We start from the raw sequence: 22687 nt of genomic DNA, 5'->3' as shown, positions 1-22687 counted from the left end.
TTGTTCTCGTCGGATTCAGGAACCGGTGGTGAGCGGGTCCGCGGTGTGACTCGTCTGCACGCGCGCACGGCGCAGCGTCAGCACAAATAATGCACCGCCGTCCGGCACGTTCGACACATTTCGCGCCACCAGTGTGCCGCCGCAATCGCGCGCGATCGACGACGAAATCGCCAGCCCGAGGCCGAGTCCCTGCCCCATTTCCTTCGTGGTGAAAAACGGCTCGAACAGGTGCGGCAAGACATCTTCGGCAATGCCGGGGCCGTTGTCACTGACCGCAAACGACAGGCTGTCCGCAGCAACTTCAATCTGCACGGAGATGCGCGGCGGAGTCATGTCGGCGGTCGCGTCGAGCGCATTGCCGAGCAGGTTGATCAGCACCTGCTCGAGACGCAGATCGTCGCAGTGCGCGACCAGTTCGGCATGATCGTCGGCGAGATCGAGCGGCACGCGCGTGCCGTTTTCCGCATCCAACAACGTGAGGTTGAGTTCGACGCCCTTCATACGTTGTTGCAACAGCGCGAGGGCATTACGCAGCGCCCGCACGACCGAAGCGCGCGCGCTGCGCGGCCGCGCGCGTCCGACGAACAGCTTGAGCTGATTGGTGATCTTGCCCATGCGTTCGGTGAGCGCCGCGATCGCTTCGAGGTTCTCCCGCGCCGACGCCTGGTCGCCGCGCTCAAGCAGCACGCGCGTGTTGTCCGAAAATCCGCGCAATGCAGCAAGCGGCTGATTCAATTCATGCGTGATGCCGGCCGCCATCTGACCGAGCGCCGCAAGCTTGCTCGCCTGAATGAGTTCGTCGTGCGCGGCGCGCAATTCCTGTTCGGCGCGCGTGCGTTCGGCCACTTCCTTCTGCAATTGCTCGTTCGCTTGCGACAGATCCGCGGTGCGCTCCGCAACACGCTGGTTCAATTCGGCGTACGCCTTTTGCAGCATTGCGCGACTACGCATCACCTCGCGCACGCGGGACCGGCGCATTCTCCAGTAGAACGCGAGCAACACGAGCGACACGTAGCCGAAGCCCGTCACGATGGTCGCGTTGCGCGCGTCGGCGTCGACCGGGCTAACGGGCGCCATGGTAATCAGATGCCAGTCGGGTTCGCCCATGCCGCGCCGCGACGCGAGATAGCGAGGCGCGTAGCGTCCGCCGCCGACGCGCACGATCTGCGCGTCGCCTTCGAGCTTGCGCTCGATCGTCACAGGCAGCGGTGCAATAGGCTGCTGCGCATACTGACGAGCCTGATAGATAGAATCGGCGACCTGACCCGATAGTGGCCGTATCGTGTGGTATTTCCATGCGGGCACGGACGACAGAAAGATCACGCCGTGATCGTCGGTAACGAGGAGCGGCTCGTATGCGTCCGCGCCCTGAAACCATTCGAGATCGAGTTTGACGACCGCCACGCCGACGATTTTTCCCTCTCGACGCACCGGCTGCGAAATGTAATAGCCCGGCGCCTGCGAGATCGTGCCGATGCCGAAGAAGCGGCCCACGCGGCCTTTAATGGCATCGACGAAATATGGGCGGAACAGATAGCCCGCGCCGATGAAACTGCCCGGCCCTTGCCAGTTGCTCGCGGCGACACAATAGCCGTCGAGCGGAATGATGTAGGTCACCGTTGCGCGCGCGTGGCGGTTCAAATCTTCGAGATAGAGATTCGCGCGCTTGACGTTGGCAGGCGACGGATCGACCAGCACGTCCTGCACGATGGGATGCTCGGCGAGCAGATACGGCAGCGATTCATAGCGCTCGAGCGTGCTCTTGAGCGAACTGGCGGTGCGATCGACGCGCCCGGCGGCATTGCGCCGCAAGGTGTCTATTCCGCTTTGCCACGCGACGCTGTAGGTGAGCCCGCACGCCGCGACGAGCCCGGCGACGAGCGCGAAGAGGATCAGCAGACGGCGCGTCACGTTGGCAATATCCGGTGAGGTGTGATCGGATATTGTGGCATAAGGCGAAGCGCGGTCGGCGCGAGCTTCCCCGGCCGACGGCACTTCGGTTGGGCGCGCGGTCACCGGTTGCATGTGCTGGTGTCCGCGGCCGCAAACGTCACGCGTTTTCAGACAATGTGCGTCGATGCCCGGCTTAAACGCCGGCCGGCTCTTTGAGCGGCACGTCGCCGCGCAACGCCGCGTTCAGCTTGTTGCGGTCCAGTTCCTTTTCCCACGCCGACACGACCACGGTCGCCACGCCATTGCCGACGATGTTCGTCAGCGCACGGCATTCGCTCATGAAGCGGTCGATGCCGAGAATCAGCACCATGCCCGACAGCGGAATGGTCGGCACCACGGCCAGCGTTGCGGCGAGCGTGATGAAGCCCGCGCCCGTCACGCCGCTCGCGCCCTTCGAGGTCAGCATCGTCACCGCCAGCAGCGTGAGCTGCTGCGCCCACGTGAGGTCGGTGTTCGTCGCCTGGGCGATGAACAGCACGGCCATCGTCATATAGATGTTGGTGCCGTCGAGGTTGAACGAATAACCGGTCGGCACCACGAGACCCACCACCGAGCGCGAGCAGCCGAGGTTTTCCAGCTTGAGCATCAGTTGCGGCAGCGCGGCTTCCGACGAGCTCGTGCCGAGCACGATCAGCATCTCTTCCTTGATGTACGCAATGAAGCGCAAGATGTTGAAGCCCACCGCCCGCGCGATGATGCCGAGCACGACCACAACGAACACGATCGACGTCAGATAGAACGTGCCGATCAGCTTCAGCATCGGCAGCAGCGAGCCGATACCGTACTTGCCGATGGTGAACGCCATCGCGCCGAACGCACCGATCGGCGCGAGCTTCGTGATGATGCGCACGATGCCGAACAGCACATGCGAGAGCCCGTCGATGAAGTTCGTGACGACCTTGCCCCTTTCACCGGCTGTGGCGAGCACCGCGCCGAACAGCAGCGCGATCAGCAGGATCTGCAGAATCTCGCCCTGTGCAAACGCGGAGACGAGCGTGTCCGGAATCAGGTGCATCAGGAAGTCGACCGTGGTCTGACCGTGCGCCTTGGCGGCGTACGAAGCGACCGCCTTGCCGTCGAGCGTGGCGGGGTCGATATTGAAACCGACGCCCGGCTTCAGCACGTGCGTCGCGATCAGGCCGAGCACCAGTGCAAACGTCGAGACGATTTCAAAATACAGCAGCGCCTTGCCGCCGACGCGCCCGACCTTCTTCATGTCCTCCATACCGGCAATGCCGGTCACGACCGTACAGAAGATGATCGGCCCGATCACCATCTTGATGAGCTTGATGAAGCCGTCGCCGAGCGGTTTCATGTCGACGGCGAGATTCGGATAGTAATGTCCGAGCGCGATACCGATGATGATCGCCACGATCACCTGGACGTACAGCACTTTGTGGATAGGTTTCTTCACGATGGTTCCTGCGATGTGGGTGAGCCTATGGCCTGCCACGCTGCGCATCATGCGAACGAATGATCGTCACGCCTGTGCACGGCATTAGGCCGCGACAAGACGACGAATTCAGAAATACCGGAAAGGGAAATCGGACATCGTTGTCTCCTTGCTTTAGTTGTCGGACCGTTGCGGCCGCGTTATCTATTTCGCAAGGTCGATGCCAGCTTGAGGCAGGCCGCGTGCCTTTGATTTTTATACGTTTTCTTACGCCTGTTCGCAAGTACCATCCGGGATTCCGGAAATCCGGACGGCCCGCGTCGGGAAAACCGGAATTCGTCCCGGCAGCAGCTCAGGGGAAACCCGAAGCCTTTGCTGGCGGGGCTTTGCCGTGTTCTAAGCGCCGCCTTCTTCGAGTACCAGCAGATTCTCGTGCGAGAAACCGAGCGACACCGGCTGACCTCGTTCGGGTAAACCGCGATTCGGGTCGTTGAACACGTCGAGCGAAATCACCGCGTCTTTCACGCGCGTCCTGATCCGCACCACCGCGCCGAGAAAATTCACTTCTTCGACGGTCGCGCTCAGCGTGTTGCGGCCAGGCGCCGCCGGTTCGAGCACGATCGCTTCGGGGCGCAGCGCGAGCAGGCGCTTCTTGCCCGCATCGCCGGCCGGCAGTTCCTGCGTAGTGGTCAACTCCTGGCCGTCCACGACCATCTTGCCGGTCGCCGGATCGATCACGTGCCCCGCCAGAATGTTCAGCGTGCCGACGAACGACGCGACGAAACGCGTGCGAGGATAGTTGTAGATTTCCGACGGCGAGCCGATCTGCTCGACGCGCCCCTCGTTCATCACGACGATGCGGTCGGAGATCGACAACGCCTCTTCCTGATCGTGCGTAACGAAAATCGACGTGATGCCGAGTTCGCGTTGCAGCGCGCGAATGTCCTGCCGCAACGAAATGCGAATCTTCGCGTCGAGCGCGGACAGCGGCTCGTCGAGCAACAATACCTGCGGCTTGCCGGCCAACGCGCGCGCCAGCGCCACACGTTGCTGCTGACCGCCCGAGAGTTGCCACGGATAGCGGCCGCCGAGTTGCGGCAGCTTGATCAGGTGCAGCATTTCCTCGACGCGCCGGCTGATTTCCGCATGCGGCCGGTGCGTGATCTTCAGCCCGAAGCCGATGTTCTCCGCGACCGTCATGTTCGGAAACAGCGCATACGACTGAAACACCATGCCGACCTTGCGCTGCCGCGTACGAAGATGCGTGACGTCCTTGTTATCGAGCCGGATGACGCCGCGCGTCGGCGTTTCGAAGCCGGCGATCATCCGCAGCACGGTTGTTTTGCCGCAGCCGGAAGGTCCAAGGAACGTGATGAACTCACCGCGCTCGATCTTCATGTCGAAGTGATGCAACGCGATGTTCGCCCCAAAGGACTTGTGCAGATTTTCGATCTCGAGAAATGCCATGATTCGCTGCCTCAGTGGATCAAGCTCATTGCATCAAACCTTTTGACCGCTCAACGCGCGGGCCGAGCCGAATACCTGGATCAAGCCCATCGACGCCCACGTAATCATGAACGCGATGATCGCAAGCGCCGACGGCTCATACGCGCGATTCGCGCCGATCAGTTGCAGGTAAGGACCGAACGCGGGTCGATCGAGCAGACTCGCCAGCGTGAATTCGCCGATTACGACCGCGAAGGTGAGAAACGCGCCGGACAGAACGCCCGAGCGGATATTCGGGAAGATCACCTTGAAGAGAATCGTCGGCCAGTTTGCGCCGAGACACTCGGCGGCTTCGGTGAGCGAGCGCACGTCGACAGCGCGCAGGCCCGCATCGACCGCGCGGTACATGTACGGCAGAGAAAGCGTCACGTAGCCGAACACCAGCAGCAGATCGGTCGCGCGCTCGTTGCTCGTGAGCGGCAGAATCGAACTGCTGTTGTAGATGCGCAGATAGCCGAACACGATCACGATAGCCGGCACGACGAGCGGCAACAGCGTAATGAATTCGACGACCGGCCGCAGCTTCGGCAAGCGCAGTTGCACCCAGTAAGCGGTCGGCACGACGAGCAGTATGCCGACGACGATCGTCAGCAGGGCCATCAGAATCGAATAACCAAACGAGGCCTGAAAGCGCGGATCGCCGAGCACCACGCTATAGGCTTCGAAGCTATATGTGCCACGCTTCATCCGCAGACTGAACTCGAAGGTGGCGATCAGCGGAATCAGGAAGTACAGGGAACCGACCACCATCGCGGTCCATGCTCCCACGCGCGATTGGCTTTTCATCGGCGGCCCCTTTCAGCGCGTGAACGCAGCCAGATATAGCCGCCATTCGACAGACCCGTGACGAGCACCATGCCGAGCGCAAGCGCGTAGCCGAGATTCTGGTTGTGCATGACGTCGCCGCGAATCTGCGCAAAGAGCAGAATCGGCACGATGTTCAACGAGCTGCCGGTCAGCGCATAAGCGGTGGCGACCGCGCCGAATGCGTTGGCGAACAGCAGCAGCGTCGCGCCCAGCACGCTCGGCCATAGCACCGGCAGCGCGACATAGCGCCAGTACTGAGACGCGGTGCCGCCGAGGCAATCGCATGCTTCGCGCCATTCGCGCTTCAGTCCGTCGAGCGCGGGCGTGACGATCAGCACCATCAATGGAATCTGGAAGTACAGGTAGGTCAGCGTGAGACCTGAAAAGCTGAGAATGCTGAAGCCCGTCGAATATAGATTGAAGCCGAGATACTTTTTCAACAACACGGTGACGAGCCCGACGCGTCCCAACGTGCAGATGAAAGCAAACGCGAGCGGCACGCCCGCGAAGTTCGACGCGACACCGGAGAACGTCATCAATGTCGGACGAATCCAGCCCGGCAGCTTGCCCTGCACCGCCGCCCACGCAAGCAGCGAGCCGATCAGCGCACCGCCAGCCGCCGACGCCGCGCTGACTTTGATGCTGATCCAGTAAGCGTCGAGCACGGACGGCTGAAACAGATCGCGCAGGTTGGCGAGCGTGAAGTGACCTTGCGAATCCTGGAATGCGCCGATCATCAGAAAGCCAGTCGGCAGAATCAGGAACAGCAGCGCGAAAGTGAAGAACGGCACGACGCCGATCCAGGCCAGCATCTGCGACGCGCGGCCCGGACCGTCGACGCGCGGCGTTGGAGTGGGCACAGGCGGAACCAGCAAGTCCGGCTGCACCGATCCGGCATCCGATGAAGCGCTCATAGCTCACCCTTTGGGTATTCTCCGCATTGGCCGCATCGCCGGCATGTCCGGCACTCTGGGTAACGGCGCGCGCCGTCCGAATGGGATGGCGCGCGCGGCGTGCACGACTTCGCGCTGAACGTCGAAGTAGCGCTTACTTGACGTTCGCGCCGACCGTTTCGTCCCAATGCTTCGTGATGGTTTCCTTGTACGCGTCCTGTTGCGAGAGCGTCGGAAACACGACGTTCTTATACGACGACGGCGGCGGCAACTTGTCGAGGAGCGCCTGCGGCACTTTCTTCGCGGCCACCAGTTCGTTGTAGCGCATCGGGTGGCAATAGCCGGTCAACCAGCCGATCTGGCCTTCGTCGGAATAGAGATATTCCATCCACAGCTTGGCTGCGTTCGGATGCGGCGCATACGCGCTGATGGCCTGCACATAGACGCCCGCGACCACGCCCGTTTTCGGGATCACCACTTGAACCTTCGGGTTGCCCTTCAGCGTGTCGCGATCGGCGAGCGCGTTGTAATCCCAGCGGACGACGATCGGCGTCGTGCCTTGCGCGAGCGACGCGGCCTTGCCGATCACCGGCACGAAGTTGCCGCTCTTGTTCAGGTCGGCGAAGAACTTGAGGCCGGCTTTGTCCGCCTTGCTCGCGTCGCCCTTGCTTTGCGCAAGACCCGCCGCGTACACCGCCTGAATTGCCTGATTCGCGGAACGCGGATCGCCCGCGAGCGACACTGCGTTCTTGTAGTCTGACTTGAGCAGGTCGCTCCAGTCGGACGGCGCCTTGTCGATCATGTCGGCGTTCACTTCGAATGCGAGCACGCCGTAGTAGTCGCCGTACCAGTAGCCGTCGGCATCCTTCGATTCCTTGGGAATCGAGTTCCACGTAGAGACCTTATACGGCTGCAGCAGCCCTTCGGCCTTCGCGCTCGGACCGAACGACAGACCCACGTCGATCACGTCGGGCGCTTGCGGACCCTTGTTGCCCTTGTTCGCCTTGATCGCTTCCACTTCATCGCCGGAGCCCGCGTCGGGATTCAGCTCGTTGATCTTGATGCCGTACTTTTTCTGGAAACCCGCGACGAGTTGCCCATAGTTGCACCAGTCGTGCGGCAACGCGATCACGGTAAGCTGGCCTTCCTGTTTCGCGGCGGCGATCAGTGCGTCGAGCGGCGCGGCGCTAGCGCTGCTCGCGCCGGCGGCTGCGACGCCCGCGGCGGCCGACATCGAAAGTATGCGAGCTAACACGGTGCGGTTCATAGTTTTCCCCATCCTCTGCCGAAGTTGCTACGTTTGGAAAATTTCTAGCTCGAGTTCAACGGCGTTACTCGTGCGCCATTGCGTGCGCTCCTGGACAGCCTTTGCGGCCGCCTTCGCGTGCCTGTCTGCACATTCACGCTCTGCTTTGGCCGGCTTCGCAGCTCAAAGCATGTCGTGCTGCAGCATATCGATGCGATCTGTACAAATCATGTCAACGCCCCAGTGCGCAAGCAATTGCGCGCGCGCCGGATCGTTCACCGTGTATGCGAGCACATGCAGTCCAGCCTCGCGGATTTCGCCGACGAGTTGCTCCGTCAGATAACGATGGCTCGCATGCAAGGACACGCAGTCGAGCTCGCGCACGATACGCAGCCAGTCCGCGGGCACTTCCTCGAACAGCATGCCGCGCAGCAACGAAGGCGCCGCGTCGCGCGCAGCCGCAAGCGCCTCGAAAGAGAACGACGACAGCAGCGGCGGCGTTTGCCCTTGCCACAACCTGAACGCACCGTCCGCAACGAGGTGGCCGGTGATCTCTTCACGGCCGGGACAGGGTTTGATTTCGATGTTCGCCGCAATGCCGTCGCGCGCGCAACGGGCTGCCGCATCGGCAAGCGTCGGCAGGCGAGTGCCGGCGAATTGCGGACCGTACCAGGCGCCCGCGTCGAGCATGGCGAGCTGCGCCCATGTATAGACGGCAGCGGCACCGTAGCCGTTGGTCGTGCGCTCGAGCGTGTCGTCGTGCAGCAGGAAGAGTTCGTTGTCGGCGGAAAGCTTGGCGTCGAACTCGACCATGCGGTAGCCGTAGCGCACACAGGCGTCGAATCCCGCTAACGTGTTCTCAGGCGCAAGCGTGCCGCCGCAGCGGTGCGCCACGAGCGGCGGATATGGCCAGTCTGCAGGTGATGCATGATCGATCCCGTTTCCCACGTCCGGTCACCTTTCACCCAGAATAAAGCGGAGAGCGCATTGGATGCGCTCCAACATATGCGGTCTTGTCAGAAAGCGCCACACTAATTCACGAAAGTGCACGAAAGAACAGATCAGACTTTGCCTTCGAACATTCGAGTTTCAAACAAGCGCGGCGCTTCGATTTGCGAAGGCTAAAGTCAAATACACAAACTTGCAAGCTGCCAAAAAAATACAACACAATGGGGCTAAAGTAGTAGGCTTGACATCGTCCGGACACACATTCGTGTCCACGATGTCACTGACTAAGACACGTTGTGCGAGCGCCTTCGCATCCAAGGAAAATGCATGTGGCAGGAAGACCGTCATCAGAGAATACGCGCGTTGGTGTCGACACTCCATCGGGTGTCGACCGAACGGATCATGGCGGACCTTGGCGTGTCGCGCGAAACGGTCCGGCGCGATCTGCTCGACCTCGAAGCGCTCGGTGAATTACGGCGGGTACACGGCGGCGCCATCAAGCCCGCCGACGAAGCGCCCATCGCCGAGCGCGCGCATATGCGCGTCAAGTCCAAAACGGCGATTGCGAAGGCGGCGACCGGCTTGATCGCGAGCGGCCAGACGCTGTTCATCGACGCGGGCACCACGACCGCCGCACTCGCCGAAGAGCTCGCGAAACTCGCCAACCTGACCATCGTGACCAATTCGATCGACGTCGCGTTGAAGCTGCGCGGCGCAGCGGAACAAGCCGATGCGGGTAACGAAGTGATTTTGCTCGGCGGCACGATCAGCGACCGCGCGATGGCAACCACGGGCGCCACTACCGTGCTCGATATTCAGCGCTACCGGGCGGATCTCGCGTTACTGTCGCCGGTCGGCGTCGATCACCGGCATGGCGCGACGAACTACGACCACGCGGAAACAGAAGTGGCGCGCGCTATGGTCGCGAATGCCGACCGTGTCGTGATCCTTGCGGATTACAGCAAGATTGGTCAGCGCAGCCGGATCTCGTATTGCCCGGTGGAACGGATCGACGTGCTCGTCACCAACAAGAAGGCCGCAGACGCCGCCGATTTCACGGCGCTAAAAAAGAAGCTCGAAGAGGTCGTGCTGGCCTGAAGCTTCGTGCTGCACGCCGCGCGCGCCGCTCATTCCTTCACATGCATCGTGTCGAGCGCGCGCTTTCGCAAACGCGTGTCATGCAATGCGCCGGCGGCGTCGAGTACCGGATAAGCCGTCGAACAGAACAGCGAGTTGAGCCGCTTCATGTCGCTGATCAGATCCAGATGCAATGCGCTCGTTTCAATGCTGCGCAGCGTCTGCCCCGTGAGTCGGTCCAGATGCCTGTATGAATACGCGCGCTCCAGATCGCGGAAACGCTCTTTTTCTGCGAGTAGACGTTCGGCGCAGCGCAGATCGTTGTTCAGGAATACGGATAGACCGAGTTGCAGATTACTGACGAGCCGCGTCTGCAGATCGTCCAGTTCACCGAGTCCTTCTTCTGAAAACGCCAGGCGGTGAGCGATCTTCTTCTCCTCGATATCTCCCACGATCCGCTCGATGATGTCGCCCGCATGTTCGAGGTTGATCGTCAGCGAAATGATGTCGGTCCAGCGGCGGCTGTCGGCTTCGTCCAGTTGCTCGCGAGAGATTAACGTGAGGTAGTTCTTGACCGCTGCATAGAGTTCGTCGACGTCGTCGTCCATACGGATCGTTTCGCGCGCCTTGTCGAGATGATTGTGATGAATCAATTCTGCCACGTTGTCGAGCATGGCCCGCACGATGTCGCCGATACGCAGCACTTCGCGCGCCGCATGCGCGAGCGCGAGCGTCGGCGTGGACAGCGCGGCCTCGTCCAGATGCAGCGGCCGCAGTTCGCCGTTCGGCATGGGCCGGTCGGGCAGCAGCCGCACGCAGACGCGCGCAACCGGATCGATCAGCGACAGGCACGCGCAGCAACGCAGCGCGTTGTAGATCAGATGAAAGCCCACCGTGGCTTCACGCGGATTGGCAATCAGCACCGGCAGTCCGCGCGCGAGCAGCGGCGCAAACGGCAGGATCAGCATCGCGCCCGCCAGCTTGAAGGCGAAGCTGCCCAAAGCGAGCCGCCGCGCCGCCGCGTTCTGCGCCACTGTGCCAAGCAGCGCCAGCATGCCGCTGCCGAGGTTCGCGCCGATCACGAGGCACAATGCGACCTTCAACGAAATGACGCCCGACGATGCAAGCGTGGCCGTGAGCAGCACGGCCGCGAGGCTGGAATACGACAGCATTGCGAAGGCTGCACCCACTAGCGCGTCGAGCATGGTGTCGCCGGTCAATGCGCCGAACATCACGCGCACGCCTGCGCCTTGCATCATGGGCTGCGCGGCCTCTACGATCAGATGCAGCGCGAGCAGAATCAGACCGAGGCCAATCAGCGTACGGCCGGCCTGGCCTGTGCGCGTCTGCTTGCGCGACAGGAACAGTGGCACGCCGAACAGGATCAGGATCGGCGACAACCAGGATAGATCGAGGGTAAGAACCCGCGCCATCAGCGCGGTGCCGACGTCGGCGCCGAGCATGATCGCAAGACCACTGGTCAGCGGCAGGAGCCCTTGCGCGGCAAACGACGTGACGATGACCGCCGTGGCGTTGCTGCTTTGCACGAGGCTGGTGACGCCGACTCCTGACAGGAATGCTCGCCAACGGCTGCGAGTGCTTCGCCCGAGGATGCTGCGCAGATCTGCGCCCAGTACGCGCAGGATGCCGGTGCGAACGATATGCGAGCCCCACACAAGCAGTGCCACGCCGGCGAGAAGGTTAAGGAGAATCAACATAAGGCACTGCTCTTATTCTCTGCTGCCATGACCCGAACCGCATGCCGCGCGTACGACACCCGGGGCGTATATGACAGTAGTGTTGCACATTTTTGCCTTATTGTAATTTTGTGCTTTTAAATATACGCTCGGCCAACGATGAAGATCGTCGCGTGACCGTCTGTGCCGTTCATGTGACGCTACCACCACCTGTCACGAGGACAACGGATGAGCCGCAATCTCGCGCTGTTCGACCTGGACCACACGTTGCTGCCGCTCGACAGCGACCAGGCGTGGGCTCACTTCATTGCTGGACTCGGCATAGAGGGCGCGGCGCGCCATGCGCAAGACATCGACGAATATTATCGGCAGTACGTAGCCGGTACGCTCGACATGGCCGCCTATCTGGACTACACGTTGGCGCCGCTCGCTCGCCACTCGCGCGAACAGCTCGACACGTGGCATGCGCAATTCATGCAGGAAGTGATCACGCCGGCGATCCTGCCGGCCGCACGTGAACTGGTGCAGCGTCACATCGAGGCGGGCGACCTCTGCTGCATCGTCACCGCGACGAATGTGTTCGTCACCGCGCCTATCGGAAAGGCGCTCGGCTTCGAGCATCTCCTTGGGATCGAACTGGGTACGGAGGGTGGTGATCCGCTTGCCCGTTTCACAGGTGCGTCGGTGGGCGTTCCGACTTTCCGTGAAGGCAAAATCGCGCGCACGGAGAGCTGGTTAGCTTCGCTCGGCCACCGTTTGCACGACTTTCCTCAAAGCTGGTTCTATAGCGATTCGATCAACGACGTTCCGCTGCTCGAACGCGTCACGCATCCGGTCGCGACGAACCCCGATCCGCGTTTGCGTGCGATCGCGAACGAGCGAGGCTGGCCTGTCATCGAGCTTTTCAGCTGACGCACGCTTGGCGCATAACCACTAGCGCGCTAGGACGGTCGCGATACGGAACACGAAGCAATGTCGATGTGGCCGTCAACGGTCGTGACCGCGATGGTGGCGGCCTCGTTCGCCGCATCTGATTATTCGTTAACCTAACCAATATATTTTTTGTTCGAGCCGGCGGTACTACGGTGAGCAGGCGCCTGCTCACCGCAAAATAAAAAAACCCGCAGCATGTGCGGGTTTTCTTAAACCTGACCGATCAGCCACCTGACACTCACACTACGCCGGCTCCATGCGCCTGCAAGTCGGCGTGGTAGCTCGAGCGCACCATAGCGCCCACCGCTGCGTGCGTGAAGCCCATCTTGTACGCCTCTTCCTCGTACATCTTGAAGGTGTCGGGGTGCACATAAGAGCGCACCGGCAAATGGTGTTCGGATGGCTGCAGATACTGACCGATGGTGAGCATGTCAACATCGTGCTCGCGCAGATCGCGCATGACCTGCAAGATCTCTTCTTCGGTTTCCCCCAGGCCGACCATGAGGCCCGACTTGGTCGCGACGTCCGGATGCAGCGCCTTGAAGTCTTTGAGCAGCTTGAGCGAATGCGCGTAGTCCGAACCCGGGCGCGCTTCCTTGTACAAACGCGGCACCGTTTCGAGGTTGTGATTCATGACGTCAGGCGGTGCGGCATTCAGAATGCCGAGCGCACGGTCCAGACGACCACGGAAATCCGGCGTCAGAATTTCAATGCGCGTGTCGGGCGACAACTCGCGCGTCTGACGGATACATTCGACGAAGTGCGCCGCGCCGCCGTCGCGCAAATCGTCACGATCCACGCTCGTGATCACCACATACTTGAGCTTCAACGCGGCAATAGTGCGCGCGAGATTCGCCGGCTCTTCCGGATCGAGCGGGTCCGGGCGGCCGTGGCCTACGTCGCAGAACGGGCAGCGACGTGTGCACTTGTCGCCCATGATCATGAACGTCGCCGTGCCCTTGCCAAAGCATTCGCCGATGTTCGGGCAGCTCGCTTCCTCACACACCGTATGCAGATTGTGCTCGCGCAGAATCTGTTTGATTTCGTAGAAGCGCGAATTGCCGGTCGCCGCCTTGACGCGAATCCAGTCCGGCTTTTTCAGCTTTTCGATCGGAACGATCTTGATAGGAATGCGGGCGGTTTTGGCTTGCGCCTTCTGCTTCGCGGTGGCGTCGTAGGCAGCGGCGGATGCCGGCACGCCTTCAGGCACGGGAGAAGTTGCGAGGTTCGCGGTAACGTCAGTCATTCGTTCGGTCCAGTCAGGCGGTGAGCGCACCGGCCTGCGGTTGGGCGACGGCCGCGGGATTGCCGTCGAGGTTTGCGGTGAGGCACGCTGCGAGGGTGTGAGCCACGTCGTTCCAGCCGGCCACAACGCCTAGCGTTGCCATGTCGACTGTTTCGAGCCCCACGTAGCCGCAAGGGTTAATGGCCAGAAACGGCCGTAAATCCATTTTCACGTTCAGGCTAACGCCGTGATAGCTGCAGCCGTTGCGGATCTTCAGGCCCAGCGCGGCGATCTTTGCGCCGGCATGCAACCCGGCGTGCGGCCCGGGCGCGACGTAAATACCGGGCGCGCCCGCCTTGCGTTCTCCGGCGAGATTATACGCCGCAAGGGTGTCGATCACGGCCTGCTCGATCCGCATGACCATCTCGCGCACCATCAACTTGCGACGCCTCAAATCGAGCAGCAGGTAGGCAACCACCTGCCCCGGACCGTGATATGTGATCTGCCCGCCCCTGTCGACTTTCACCAGAGGAATAGCGCTGTCGGCGGCCAGCAGATGTGCCGGATCGCCGGCCTGGCCAAGCGTAAACACGGGTGGATGTTCGACTAGCCAGATTTCGTCGGGGGTGTCGACGGTACGCGCGTCGGTGAACGCGCGCATCGCATCGAAACTGGCTTCGTAGAGTTCGCTGCCGCGCCAGCGCAGCACGAGCGGCGCCGCGGCGGGCATTGGGGAAGTAGAAACCGGCGGGACGGACATGATCCACGCAGTTTACCGAAATCCGGCGATTCCCGCCGGGAGTCGCCGCGCCCCGGAGCCGGGGCGCTCCCCATCAAACGGTGCGCCAGCCGCCGCGCATCCGCGCCGCCCAACGTTCGACGACTCGCGCAAACCAGTTAAGCGCACGCTCGTCGCAACGCGTGGGCACTGAAAACGCGATCGTCGCGCGCGGTGTACCTTCCGCACTGATCCACAGCCGTTCACCGCGCCGCAATCTCAGCGTGTGGCCCGGTTGCAGCCAGTAGTCTTCGGTGTCGTCGCTGCGTGTTACCCAAACCGCACCGCCGCGCACGACCAGCTTCGTGCTGCGGGCCACCTTCAGGGGAAGCGTTTCGCCACCGTGGATTTCATACGCGATGCTAGAGGAAACTTCTCGCATAATGCCCTCGCCAAAAGTCGTTTCATGGCTACAATCGTAGGCGTAGCAAGGGGTTACGCAAAACGATCAATTTTCACCTCTATGTGAGAAATACTACGATGGAGCTGCGTCATCTGCCGCCGTTGAATGCGATCAAAGCGTTCGAAGCCGCCGCCCGCCACGAGAGCTTTTCGCGCGCCGCCGACGAACTTTTCGTCACCCACGGCGCGGTCAGCCATCAGATCCGGGCGCTGGAGGCGGAACTCGGCGTGTCACTGTTCGCCCGCGACGGCAAGCGCGTGCGGCTGACAGAGACCGGCAGGCGTTACGCGAACCACGTGCGCTCCGCGCTAACCGCATTGTCCGACGCCACGCGCGAACTCCGTGCCGGTGACCGCGAGCGGCGGCTCGTGGTGTCCATGCTGTCGTCGTTTGCGGCGCGGTGGGTCACGCCGCGCGTCGGCAGTTTTATCGAAGCCCATCCGCAATGGGACCTGGAACTGTTGTCCACTAACGCGCTGACGGACTTCGCGCGCGACGACGTCGACGTGGCAATCCGTTTCGGGTACGGAAAATATGCGGGGCTTTACTCCGAACTGTTGCTCGAGGAGATTTTCTTCCCAGCATGCGCGCCGAATTTCAACGGTGGCAACCTGCCGAAAACGCCCGCCGAGTTGGCGAAGCTTCCTCTGCTCCGTTCCGACGACGAATTATGGCGGCCATGGTTCGACGCCGCGGGCCTTACCGAATGGCCGGAGCCAAAGCGCGGCGTGCTGTATCAGGATTCGTCGAACCTGTTGCAGGCGGCGATCGACGGTCAAGGGATTGCGCTCACGCGCCGTTCGCTCGCAATGCATGAGATTGCGGCCGGCCGCCTAGTGCGGCTATTCGATGTGGACGGGCCGAGTCCGTGGCAGTACTACTTCATCTGTCCGCCGCAAATGCTGGAAACAGCGCGGGTAAAGGCGTTCAGGGACTGGGTCTTTGCGGAGGTGGGACGGTTCAAGCTGCTGTTCGACCGGGCCTGCGAGGCCGGCTCGGCCGCAAGCGCGGTCCGAGCAGCGGACGCGGCGGACGCATTGCGCGTCGCGCTGTAGTGGGACGCCTTAAAGCACGACCTTGACCATGGGATGACCGGTGAGCGCCCGATAGATATCGTCGAGCTGTTCACGGCTAGTGGCGCGCACCGTCACCGTCAGCCCGGTGTAGTTTCCGCCGCTGGACGGACGCGTCTCGACGCGCGAGGCGTCGACTTCGCTATCGAACTGACGGACCACCGTGACGATCGTCTCGGTGAACTCGGGGTGCGATTTGCCCATGATCTTGATCGGGAAATCGCACGGATACTCAATTAGTGATTCGTTCGCCGGATTCATTTTTTGCTCCTTGCTGCTGCGCCTCTTTTGCCTTGGCTTGCTGATACGCCGCATACAGCGCCGCAAACACCGCACCCGGCTTGCCGGCGCCTACCGGCTGGCCGTCCAACTGTGTGACAGGCAGCACTTCTTTGGTGGCCGAACTGATGATGATCTCGTCGGCTGCGCGCACTTCGGCTTCGGCGATCTCGCGTACTTCCAGGCGGATACCGCATTCCGCCGACAACTCTTCGATCAGCCCGTAACGGATGCCTTCGAGAATCTTGTGACTGCGCGGCGGCGCGATCAATACTCCGCCCTTCACCACCCACACATTCGACGACGACCCTTCGGTCAACACGCCATCGCGGAACTGGACCGTCTCGAACGCGTCGTTTTCCGCGGCGTATTGCGCCATCAGCACATTGCCGAGCAATGACACAGACTTAATGTCGCAATTGAGCCAGCGGCGATCTTCCGCGCTGACGCAACGCACGCCCTCCGCGCGTTGGGTGGCATTGGGCAGATGGAGCGGCGTAACCATGACGAACACCGTTGGCTGGACGCCCGCGGGAAACGCATGGCCGCGCTTTGCGACGCCGCGCGTGACCTGAATGTACGCGATCGCATCCTGACTGGCGGCAAGACCTGCCTCGGCTTCGTTGGCCGCGACCACGCGCTCGATCAACGCGCGCCAGCCCGCATTGTCGAATGGATTGGTAATGCCGATCTTCTCGAGCGAACGCGACAGACGAGCCAGATGCTGTTCGAAGCGGAAGGCCGTGCGTCCGCCAGCGTGCGCATATAACGGCGCGACTTCGTAAATGCCGTCGCCGAAAATAAAGCCGCGGTCGAGCACCGGCACGCGCGCTTCGGACAAAGGCACCACTTCGCCGTTCAGATAAACGATCGGCTCGAGCGAAACATCAGGAAGAGCGGTCATTGCGATCAGTGTTTACTTTTTCTTGTTGAACATGAGCATCAGCGAATCCCACACGCGGCCCACCACGCCTGCTTGCGGCACGGCCTGCAAGGCGACAATCGGGAACTGTGCAAGCACCTTGCCGTCGGCGACGAGTTTCGCGGTACCGACCTGCTGACCGTTCGCGATCGGCGCGATCAGCGGATCCATCTGCTCGATTTGCGGCTTCACCTTGTCGGCCATGCCCTTGGGCACGGTGATGTACTGATCGCTCTTCACGCCGATCTGCACCGAGTCTTGCGTACCCTTATAGACGCGCGGCGTGCCCACCACCTGGCTCGCCTTGTAGAGGCGCACCGTGTCGTATGCGGAGTAGCCGTAGTTCAGCATCTTCAGGCTGTCCTGCACGCGGTCGTGTTCCTTCGTCTCACCCATCATGACCGAAACGAGGCGGCGCGATGCGTCCTGTGTGCCCGGCAGCGAGCGCTTCGCGCTCGCGATCAGGCAGTAGCCGGCGGCTTGCGTATGGCCGGTCTTCAGACCGTCGACGGTCGGATCGATCCACAGCAGACGGTTGCGGTTCGGCTGCTTGATCTTGTTGTACGTGAACTCTTTGACCGAGAAGATGTTGTAGTAGTCGGGGAAGTCGCGGATCAGACGCGCCGACAGCACCGCGAGATCGCCAGCCGTGGTGTAGTGCTGCGCGTCAGGCATGCCGTTGACATCGGCGAAATGCGTGTTTTTCATGCCGAGGCGCTGTGCTTCGGTGTTCATCATGTTGACGAATTGCGCTTCGCTGCCGCCCACCAGTTCGGCCAGCGCGATGGCGGCGTCGTTACCCGACTGCACGATCATGCCGTACACCAGATCGTGCACGGTCACGGGCTTGTTTGCCTCCACGAACATGCGCGATTCGTCGGTGCGCACGCGACGCACCGCTTCGCTCGGCGTCACCGTCTGGTCCATCGCGATCTTCTTCGTTTGCAGTGCTTCGAAGACGAGATACGCAGTCATCAGCTTGGTGAGCGATGCGGGTTCCACGCGCTCGTCGGGATTGCCCGAAGCCAGAACCTGGTTGCTGGTCGCGTCCACGAGCACCCACGAACGCGCATTCACCGCCGGCGGCGGCACTTGCGCGAACGCAGTGCTGGCCGCCAGCGTGGCGGGCAGCACGACGCCGAGCGTCAATGCGCGGCTTAGCGTGGGAGAAACAAAACTTGCAACGGAGGGAAAAGACGTGCGGCCGGAGGTGGAAAAACGCATAAGGTCGGTTCGTGCAGAAAAATTCAACGCGCGCAGGGCGCAGAGTTTGGAAGAGCCGGTCGGCGAGCGACTGGCCGTGACGACTAAACGTAACGGCTTGAGCGCCCATTGGACTTCCGGCCACGCGATCGGTTCGCGCAGCACACTCTTAGCCGGCACCGCTGCGCGCGTGAAAAGAAGTTACGCGTCGCGCGAACTGCCGGACAGGCCGTGCTGCGCCCAAAAAAGAGCGCCCATTATACGCGCGGTATTCCCCGAACTTCGCGCAATGACTGGTGAATAGCCAGGCGTTTGCGCGTACCTGTACCCCGGAAAACGCGCGCCGCGCGGCAACTTACCGCCAGGCGTCGACGATGATCCGCTTCAGGATATGCAGCTTGCGATGCAGAAAATGCTCTGCGCCCGGAATCACCACGACGGGTAATTCCTGCGGCTGCGCCCAGTCGTAAACGGATTGAATGGGAACGGTCTCGTCAGTCTCGCCGTGAATCACGAGCGTGTTTTCCGGCACGGGCGCCACGTCCCAGCGGCTCGCAGCGGTGCCCACGAACACCATCCGCTCGATCTCCTCGCCTTCGTCGCGCAGCTTTGCGGCCACATGCGACATCACGAAAGTGCCGAACGAAAAACCTGCCAGCACCAGTGGCAGATCGGCGTGGCCCGGTTGCGCGCGCATGTGGTCGAGCACCGCACGCAAATCGTCGCGCTCGCCGATGCCGGCGTCATGCTCGCCTTGCGTTTGCCCGACACCGCGAAAATTCGAGCGATACGTCACGTAGTTCAACTGGACGAGCGTGCGTGCGAGCGTCTGCGCGACCTTGTTGTCCATCGAGCCGCCAAATAGCGGATGCGGATGCGCGACGAGCGCAATGCCGCGCGGCGCCGCGCCGTTTTCGCGCGTCTCGTCGGGCAGATCGAGCGCGACCTCGATTTTGCCTACCGGGCCGTCGATCAGATACTTCTTCGTATGTGCGTTCATCGCGGCGCCTATTGATCGATCTTCAGACGCTCGACAACCTTGCCGTTCGCCAGATGCGAGTCGACGATTTCGTCGATGTCGCTCTCGTCGACATACGTGTACCAGACGCCTTCCGGATAGACGACGAGCGTCGGGCCGAGTTCGCAGCGGTCGAGGCAACCTGCCTTGTTGATGCGCACCTGGCCGGGGCCGGCGAGGCCGAGTTTCTTCACGCGCTTTTTCGCGTATTCCTGCATTGCCTGCGCATTGCAGTTCGCGCAACTCGGACGCTCAGCCCCCGGTTCACGCTGATTGAGGCAGAAGAAGACGTGGTACTTGTAGAAGGAGTCCATGTTGTACGAAGAGCGAGGCTGTCAGAAGGGCAATAGTGCAGCAGAAGGCAGTCGGGCGCAGCGGCGCGCGCTTTGTTGCGGGAGACCCGTTGCGCACGCCGCTTGCGAAGGTCGTTTGCGAAGGACCGCTTGCGAACGATTATAGCGAGCAAGAGGCCAGCATCGCTGACGCTGCAGGAATGCCTACTTCGACTCAAGCCTCGTGCGCCGCCTGAGCCAGACCCGTTCGACGACGAACGCGAGCCACACGAGCGCCGCATACGGCCACACCCACGCGAGCCATCGCGCGAGGCCATTGAAGTGCAGATAGCGTCCTTGGCGCCAGTCGGCCAGCACGACATCGAAATAAGGATTTACCGGCAGCAGGTTGACGAACACGAGCGTCACGACGAGTGCGCCCGCCGCCAGCGCGGCGCGCGATCTGCGCCGCAGACGCAGCACCAGGAGCCCGAGCGCCGCGCCGCAGCCGATGCCCGCGAGCGCGCCGGGCGTCGCCCAGTCGAAGGCGAGGCCGGATTGCGATTGCAAGAACGTAGCGCCCGCCTTCACTCCAAGAGCCACGACGATAAACAGCAGCAACAGCCGCACGCGCGGCGCATGACGGCGTATCGTCAACGACGCGAGCGCAAGCGCGGCAAACAGATTGAGCGTGGTGATGAGGGCTTCCCAGGCATCGTCAGGCAACCAGGCGGCGACCCACGCAGGCCATGCACCGACGTGCCAGCCGGCTGGCGTCCATGCGAAGAGGGCATCTTGCGTCGTGGAATCGACTCGCGTCCACAGCGCGCGCGGCCAGTTACCGAGCCCAAAAAGACGCGGCGACGGATACATCGTCGCAAAGGGCCAGGCCGCAACAAGACACGCGAGCGCGGCACTCTCGCGGTGGACCCACATGAGCCGCAAGCGTCGCAACAACCCGCGGTCGAGCAGCGCGCCCGTCGCCGGCGACATGATCGCCGCGCCAAGCAACGCGCCGAGCGCATTAGCCGCGAGGTCGAGGTTGGACGCGACCCGCGTCGGCAAATACGTTTGCACGGCTTCCATCACGCCCGACAGCAGGCCGCCGAGCACGAAAGCCAGCGCGACCGCGAGTGGCCCGCGCCAGCGCGGGTAGAGCGCAAGCACCATTAGCGCGCCAAACGGCATGTAGCCGAGCACATTCGTGACGACATCGAATGCCGTCAGATATTGCGGCATCGGATCGGAAAGGAAGGCGAACGGCGTGAGACCGAGCGAGCGCCAACCTGAAAACGGATACCACGAACCGTAGACGATCAGCACGGTGTACAGCAGCAGCGCTTGCCGCGAAAGCACCGACGGACGGCGCAGCCACGATCTTTCGCTCATGCAGCGCTCCGTTGCGTGCGCTGCGCGCCGGTCATTGCGCGGCGACCAGCGCCTGAACGCCGAGCCAGGCGGCGATTTGCGCGACGAGGTCGTCGCTTGCGGTGGCGAGCGCTTGCGCGCCGCCCGCAGCGTCGGCGGTACTGGACGGCGCCCTGGAGATGAAGGTGCGCTGACCCAGCACCTTGCCGTTTTGCGTCAGTGTGGCGCGCGCGGTCACCGCTGCATGGCTTTGCGACTGGCTGTCGAAGACCTGCTCGAACTCGCCCAGATCCACCTTCAGCACGGGCGCGGCGACGCCGTCGGCGCCCGTCAGCACCGTGCCGCGAGAACTCAGCGCGCCGCGCAGACGTTGCGTGAGCAACTGCGAAGGCGGCATCGTCCAGTGGCTGTTCGCGTACGCGGCCAACTGCTGCGCGTCGGCATAGCCGAGCCGGTACACGAGCTTGTCGGACTGGAGCATTTCCGGCGCGCTCACGTCGAGCACCTTGACTGCCGATTGCGTGCCCGCGGACGCTGCAGGCTTCGGCGGCCCGAAGTCGTAGCGAATGTCCGCGAGCGCGGCCGGCGTGCTGGAGCAGCCTGCCGCCAGCAGACTGAGCGCAAGCAGCGTCGCGCAAGCAGCGCCCGTGCGCGCGGCACGCGAGGACAACAAGCGGTGAATGGAGCGTGACATAACGATGTTCCTTTCTTCAAACCTTCAGATTCATTGTGCGGCGCGCGCGGCAGGCCACGTAAAACCAGCCTCGCCGGGCCCCGGCGCCGCCGCCGGCGCACCGAACAGCACGCTGCGCGGGCTCGTGCTGAACGTATCGGCGGCGCGATCCACGGAGCGCGCGGCGGAGCGCACGTCTTCAGCAAGCGAATTGACCCGCGGCAACGTGTCGTAACCGACCCGCGCCGACAGATCCTGCAATGAGCCGTTCATCGCGGTGAGCGCGTCGCCCGCTTGCTGAGCCGCGGTGCCCACCTTGTTCAGATTGGTCTCGAACGGACCATCCGCACGATTCAGACTCGTGATCAACTGGTTCGTCGAGACGAGCGTGCTATCCAGCTTGTCGATGGTGGCGGGCAGCTTGCCGGCCACCGGCGCCATCTGCTGCGTGAGCGTGGCGACGCCGTCCGCGGCTTTCTGGATGCTGGCCGCCGTGCCGTGCAACTGGTCGACCATCTCCTGCGACAACAGATTGTCGACGTCGTCCGTGACCTTTTCGAGTTTCTTCAACAGCACGTCGCCGCGTTGTTGCAATTGATCGAGCAAGCCCGGACGCATCGGCAGCTGTGCAACCTGTTTCACCGACGATGCGAGCGGCGACGGATCGCGCCCCGTGTCGTCGAGCTGAATGAACGCAATGCCCGTCACGCCTTGAAAGCCGAGACTGCCGAACGTGGAATGCGTGATCGGCGCATGCGTGTCGACGAGAATACGGATCAGGATCTGGCCCGGATGATCGCGGTCGAATTTGATCGACTGGACTTTGCCTACGTCGAGGCCTCTATAGCGCACGGCCGCGTCGGTAAAAAGACCCGTTACGTTGGTGCGCGCAATCAGATCGTACGGCACGCGCACTGCGCGGTCGACATTGAACAAAAAAGCCGCCGTGGCGATCGCGGCCAGCAGGACGACCGTAAAGAGTCCTGCCCAGAACGCATGCGATTTGTTTTCCATTGCCAG

22 protein-coding genes are annotated in these 22687 nt (G+C 62.3%); 3 read left to right on the top strand and 19 right to left on the bottom strand.

Going from position 1 to position 22687, the window contains the following annotated elements:
* Positions 1 to 15: 15 nt before the first annotated feature.
* The 7 genes from BCA01S_RS30320 to ugpQ all read right to left on the bottom strand — a co-directional run bounded on the left by BCA01S_RS30320 (position 16) and on the right by ugpQ (position 8746).
* Entirely contained in the window at positions 16 to 2025 is a 2010-nt protein-coding gene (locus BCA01S_RS30320; protein ID WP_027780120.1) for a sensor histidine kinase, read from the bottom strand.
* Positions 2026 to 2086: 61 nt separating this feature from the next.
* The gene (locus BCA01S_RS30315) at positions 2087 to 3367 is read right to left on the bottom strand and encodes a dicarboxylate/amino acid:cation symporter (RefSeq protein ID WP_027780119.1); all 1281 of its coding nucleotides are present in this window, start codon (positions 3365 to 3367) and stop codon (positions 2087 to 2089) included.
* Positions 3368 to 3742: 375 nt separating this feature from the next.
* The gene (locus tag BCA01S_RS30310; protein WP_027780118.1) at positions 3743 to 4813 is read right to left on the bottom strand and encodes an ABC transporter ATP-binding protein; all 1071 of its coding nucleotides are present in this window, start codon (positions 4811 to 4813) and stop codon (positions 3743 to 3745) included.
* Positions 4814 to 4846: 33 nt separating this feature from the next.
* Positions 4847 to 5638, bottom strand: a complete 792-nt coding sequence (locus BCA01S_RS30305) for an ABC transporter permease (protein WP_027780117.1) — start codon at positions 5636 to 5638, stop codon at positions 4847 to 4849.
* Positions 5635 to 6573: an ABC transporter permease gene (locus tag BCA01S_RS30300; RefSeq protein ID WP_027780116.1), complete on the bottom strand. Its 939-nt coding sequence runs from the start codon at positions 6571 to 6573 to the stop codon at positions 5635 to 5637. Before BCA01S_RS30300 ends, BCA01S_RS30305 begins: the two co-directional genes overlap by 4 nt.
* Positions 6574 to 6706: 133 nt before the next feature.
* A complete protein-coding gene (locus tag BCA01S_RS30295; protein ID WP_027780115.1) occupies positions 6707 to 7819 on the bottom strand; it encodes an ABC transporter substrate-binding protein in 1113 nt (370 codons plus the stop codon).
* Between the two features lie 162 nt (positions 7820 to 7981).
* The gene (gene ugpQ / locus BCA01S_RS30290) at positions 7982 to 8746 is read right to left on the bottom strand and encodes a glycerophosphodiester phosphodiesterase (protein ID WP_027780114.1); all 765 of its coding nucleotides are present in this window, start codon (positions 8744 to 8746) and stop codon (positions 7982 to 7984) included.
* 327 nt (positions 8747 to 9073) lie between these two features.
* Here ugpQ and BCA01S_RS30285 point away from each other — a divergent pair, with 327 nt between their 5' ends.
* A complete protein-coding gene (locus tag BCA01S_RS30285) occupies positions 9074 to 9844 on the top strand; it encodes a DeoR/GlpR family DNA-binding transcription regulator (protein WP_020067080.1) in 771 nt (256 codons plus the stop codon).
* Positions 9845 to 9873: 29 nt separating this feature from the next.
* On the opposite strand, the gene BCA01S_RS30280 is transcribed toward BCA01S_RS30285, so the two are convergent.
* On the bottom strand, positions 9874 to 11541 hold the full coding sequence (locus BCA01S_RS30280; protein WP_027780113.1) for a Na/Pi cotransporter family protein: 1668 nt from the start codon (positions 11539 to 11541) through the stop codon (positions 9874 to 9876).
* A gap of 207 nt (positions 11542 to 11748) precedes the next feature.
* Between BCA01S_RS30280 and BCA01S_RS30275 the strand changes: the two genes are divergently transcribed.
* The gene (locus BCA01S_RS30275) at positions 11749 to 12432 is read left to right on the top strand and encodes a histidinol-phosphatase (protein ID WP_027780112.1); all 684 of its coding nucleotides are present in this window, start codon (positions 11749 to 11751) and stop codon (positions 12430 to 12432) included.
* Positions 12433 to 12691: 259 nt separating this feature from the next.
* Here BCA01S_RS30275 and lipA read toward each other — a convergent pair whose 3' ends face one another.
* The 3 genes from lipA to BCA01S_RS30260 all read right to left on the bottom strand — a co-directional run bounded on the left by lipA (position 12692) and on the right by BCA01S_RS30260 (position 14838).
* Positions 12692 to 13699, bottom strand: coding sequence for a lipoyl synthase (lipA, locus tag BCA01S_RS30270; protein WP_020067083.1), 1008 nt, complete (start codon positions 13697 to 13699; stop codon positions 12692 to 12694).
* A gap of 13 nt (positions 13700 to 13712) precedes the next feature.
* Positions 13713 to 14438 (bottom strand): lipoyl(octanoyl) transferase LipB, encoded by a 726-nt coding sequence (gene lipB, locus BCA01S_RS30265; protein WP_027780111.1) that lies wholly within the window; start codon positions 14436 to 14438, stop codon positions 13713 to 13715.
* A 73-nt stretch (positions 14439 to 14511) separates the two neighbouring features.
* Positions 14512 to 14838 carry a DUF2917 domain-containing protein gene (locus BCA01S_RS30260; RefSeq protein WP_020067085.1) on the bottom strand — a complete coding sequence of 109 codons (327 nt, stop codon included), beginning with the start codon at positions 14836 to 14838 and terminating at the stop codon, positions 14512 to 14514.
* 98 nt (positions 14839 to 14936) lie between these two features.
* Between BCA01S_RS30260 and BCA01S_RS30255 the strand changes: the two genes are divergently transcribed.
* The gene (locus tag BCA01S_RS30255) at positions 14937 to 15914 is read left to right on the top strand and encodes a transcriptional regulator GcvA (RefSeq protein WP_027780110.1); all 978 of its coding nucleotides are present in this window, start codon (positions 14937 to 14939) and stop codon (positions 15912 to 15914) included.
* 9 nt (positions 15915 to 15923) lie between these two features.
* Here the strand turns inward: BCA01S_RS30255 and BCA01S_RS30250 are convergent, their stop codons facing one another.
* The 8 genes from BCA01S_RS30250 to BCA01S_RS30215 all read right to left on the bottom strand — a co-directional run bounded on the left by BCA01S_RS30250 (position 15924) and on the right by BCA01S_RS30215 (position 22681).
* Positions 15924 to 16193: an HP0495 family protein gene (locus BCA01S_RS30250; protein ID WP_020067087.1), complete on the bottom strand. Its 270-nt coding sequence runs from the start codon at positions 16191 to 16193 to the stop codon at positions 15924 to 15926.
* The gene (locus BCA01S_RS30245) at positions 16165 to 17115 is read right to left on the bottom strand and encodes a D-amino acid aminotransferase (RefSeq protein WP_027780109.1); all 951 of its coding nucleotides are present in this window, start codon (positions 17113 to 17115) and stop codon (positions 16165 to 16167) included. Before BCA01S_RS30245 ends, BCA01S_RS30250 begins: the two co-directional genes overlap by 29 nt.
* A 12-nt stretch (positions 17116 to 17127) precedes the next feature.
* A complete protein-coding gene (locus tag BCA01S_RS30240) occupies positions 17128 to 18357 on the bottom strand; it encodes a D-alanyl-D-alanine carboxypeptidase family protein (RefSeq protein ID WP_027780108.1) in 1230 nt (409 codons plus the stop codon).
* Between the two features lie 334 nt (positions 18358 to 18691).
* Complete coding sequence (locus tag BCA01S_RS30235; protein ID WP_027780107.1) at positions 18692 to 19336, bottom strand: alpha/beta hydrolase; 645 nt, start codon at positions 19334 to 19336, stop codon at positions 18692 to 18694.
* An 8-nt stretch (positions 19337 to 19344) separates the two neighbouring features.
* A complete protein-coding gene (locus BCA01S_RS30230; RefSeq protein ID WP_027780106.1) occupies positions 19345 to 19668 on the bottom strand; it encodes a (2Fe-2S) ferredoxin domain-containing protein in 324 nt (107 codons plus the stop codon).
* A gap of 183 nt (positions 19669 to 19851) precedes the next feature.
* Positions 19852 to 21015, bottom strand: coding sequence for a VanZ family protein (locus BCA01S_RS30225; protein ID WP_027780105.1), 1164 nt, complete (start codon positions 21013 to 21015; stop codon positions 19852 to 19854).
* A gap of 31 nt (positions 21016 to 21046) precedes the next feature.
* Positions 21047 to 21688: an ABC-type transport auxiliary lipoprotein family protein gene (locus tag BCA01S_RS30220; protein ID WP_042319945.1), complete on the bottom strand. Its 642-nt coding sequence runs from the start codon at positions 21686 to 21688 to the stop codon at positions 21047 to 21049.
* 30 nt (positions 21689 to 21718) lie between these two features.
* Entirely contained in the window at positions 21719 to 22681 is a 963-nt protein-coding gene (locus BCA01S_RS30215; RefSeq protein ID WP_027780103.1) for an MlaD family protein, read from the bottom strand.
* Positions 22682 to 22687: the final 6 nt, after the last annotated feature.

The sequence above is a fragment of the Paraburkholderia caledonica NBRC 102488 genome (assembly GCF_000685095.1).
GTDB classification, from domain to species: domain Bacteria; phylum Pseudomonadota; class Gammaproteobacteria; order Burkholderiales; family Burkholderiaceae; genus Paraburkholderia; species Paraburkholderia caledonica.
The sequence above is the reverse complement of the archived record's forward strand: the minus strand, read 5'-3'. Positions and strand labels throughout refer to the sequence as shown.

Coding starts and splice junctions, on each gene's coding strand:
- BCA01S_RS30215 (WP_027780103.1), bottom strand. CDS start 22,681: ATGGAAAACAAATCGCATGCGTTCTGGGCAGGACTCTTTACGGTCGTC.
- BCA01S_RS30250 (WP_020067087.1), bottom strand. CDS start 16,193: ATGAATCCGGCGAACGAATCACTAATTGAGTATCCGTGCGATTTCCCG.
- BCA01S_RS30245 (WP_027780109.1), bottom strand. CDS start 17,115: ATGACCGCTCTTCCTGATGTTTCGCTCGAGCCGATCGTTTATCTGAAC.
- BCA01S_RS30310 (WP_027780118.1), bottom strand. CDS start 4,813: ATGGCATTTCTCGAGATCGAAAATCTGCACAAGTCCTTTGGGGCGAAC.
- BCA01S_RS30225 (WP_027780105.1), bottom strand. CDS start 21,015: ATGAGCGAAAGATCGTGGCTGCGCCGTCCGTCGGTGCTTTCGCGGCAA.
- lipA (WP_020067083.1), bottom strand. CDS start 13,699: ATGACTGACGTTACCGCGAACCTCGCAACTTCTCCCGTGCCTGAAGGC.
- BCA01S_RS30220 (WP_042319945.1), bottom strand. CDS start 21,688: ATGTCACGCTCCATTCACCGCTTGTTGTCCTCGCGTGCCGCGCGCACG.
- BCA01S_RS30240 (WP_027780108.1), bottom strand. CDS start 18,357: ATGCGTTTTTCCACCTCCGGCCGCACGTCTTTTCCCTCCGTTGCAAGT.
- BCA01S_RS30295 (WP_027780115.1), bottom strand. CDS start 7,819: ATGAACCGCACCGTGTTAGCTCGCATACTTTCGATGTCGGCCGCCGCG.
- BCA01S_RS30305 (WP_027780117.1), bottom strand. CDS start 5,638: ATGAAAAGCCAATCGCGCGTGGGAGCATGGACCGCGATGGTGGTCGGT.
- BCA01S_RS30275 (WP_027780112.1), top strand. CDS start 11,749: ATGAGCCGCAATCTCGCGCTGTTCGACCTGGACCACACGTTGCTGCCG.
- BCA01S_RS30285 (WP_020067080.1), top strand. CDS start 9,074: ATGTGGCAGGAAGACCGTCATCAGAGAATACGCGCGTTGGTGTCGACA.
- lipB (WP_027780111.1), bottom strand. CDS start 14,438: ATGTCCGTCCCGCCGGTTTCTACTTCCCCAATGCCCGCCGCGGCGCCG.
- BCA01S_RS30255 (WP_027780110.1), top strand. CDS start 14,937: ATGGAGCTGCGTCATCTGCCGCCGTTGAATGCGATCAAAGCGTTCGAA.
- BCA01S_RS30300 (WP_027780116.1), bottom strand. CDS start 6,573: ATGAGCGCTTCATCGGATGCCGGATCGGTGCAGCCGGACTTGCTGGTT.
- BCA01S_RS30260 (WP_020067085.1), bottom strand. CDS start 14,838: ATGCGAGAAGTTTCCTCTAGCATCGCGTATGAAATCCACGGTGGCGAA.
- BCA01S_RS30280 (WP_027780113.1), bottom strand. CDS start 11,541: ATGTTGATTCTCCTTAACCTTCTCGCCGGCGTGGCACTGCTTGTGTGG.
- BCA01S_RS30235 (WP_027780107.1), bottom strand. CDS start 19,336: ATGAACGCACATACGAAGAAGTATCTGATCGACGGCCCGGTAGGCAAA.
- BCA01S_RS30230 (WP_027780106.1), bottom strand. CDS start 19,668: ATGGACTCCTTCTACAAGTACCACGTCTTCTTCTGCCTCAATCAGCGT.
- BCA01S_RS30320 (WP_027780120.1), bottom strand. CDS start 2,025: ATGCAACCGGTGACCGCGCGCCCAACCGAAGTGCCGTCGGCCGGGGAA.